Origin of the sequence: Vibrio sp. 1727, assembly GCF_033344415.1 — a bacterium.
GTDB classification, from domain to species: domain Bacteria; phylum Pseudomonadota; class Gammaproteobacteria; order Enterobacterales; family Vibrionaceae; genus Vibrio; species Vibrio alginolyticus.
On the sequence record NZ_JAWPOT010000340.1, the window covers coordinates 1 to 656 of the forward strand.

The 656-nt window shown below is 48.3% G+C and carries 1 protein-coding gene; it reads left to right on the plus strand.

The window, feature by feature from the left end; translation table 11 throughout:
* A partial coding sequence (locus tag R8O10_RS25620) for an alanine racemase C-terminal domain-containing protein (protein WP_318192009.1) occupies positions 1–656 on the plus strand: 656 nt, incomplete at both ends.

A 656-nucleotide genomic window follows, 5' to 3' on the forward strand; every position in this document is an offset into this window, starting at 1 on the left:
TATTCCTGTTCACCTTGCTCTGAATACTTCAGGCATGGGTCGTAATGGTCTGGATCTGACAACGTATGAAGGTCAGGTTGAAGGTGTAGAAATCGCAAGCGATCCTAACCTAAAAATCGTAGGTATGATGACCCACTTCCCGAATGAAGGTCTTGATGAAATCCGCCGCAAGGTTGACCGTTTCAAAGTAGAAACAAAGTGGCTAATGGACAGCGCAGGTCTGAAACGTAAAGACATCACACTGCACGTGGCTAACTCTTACATCACGCTAAATCTGCCTGAAGCACATCTGGATATGGTTCGTCCTGGCGGCATGCTGTACGGTGACTCCCCTGCAACCCTACCTTACGAGCGCATCGTGTCTTTCAAAACACGCGTAGCATCACTGCACTTCTTCCCTGCAGGCAGCACAATCGGCTACGGCAGCACTAAAGTTTTAGAGCGTGACTCTATCCTGGCTAACCTGCCTATCGGCTACTCAGACGGTTTCGCCCGTTCACTAAGCAACAAAGCTGACGTTCTGATCAACGGTCAGCGTGCTCGCGTAATGGGTAAAGCGTCAATGAACACTACTATGGTTGATGTCACTGACATCATTGGTGTTCAGGCAAACGATGAAGTAGTTGTATTTGGTCGCCAAGGCTTTGAAGAAATCA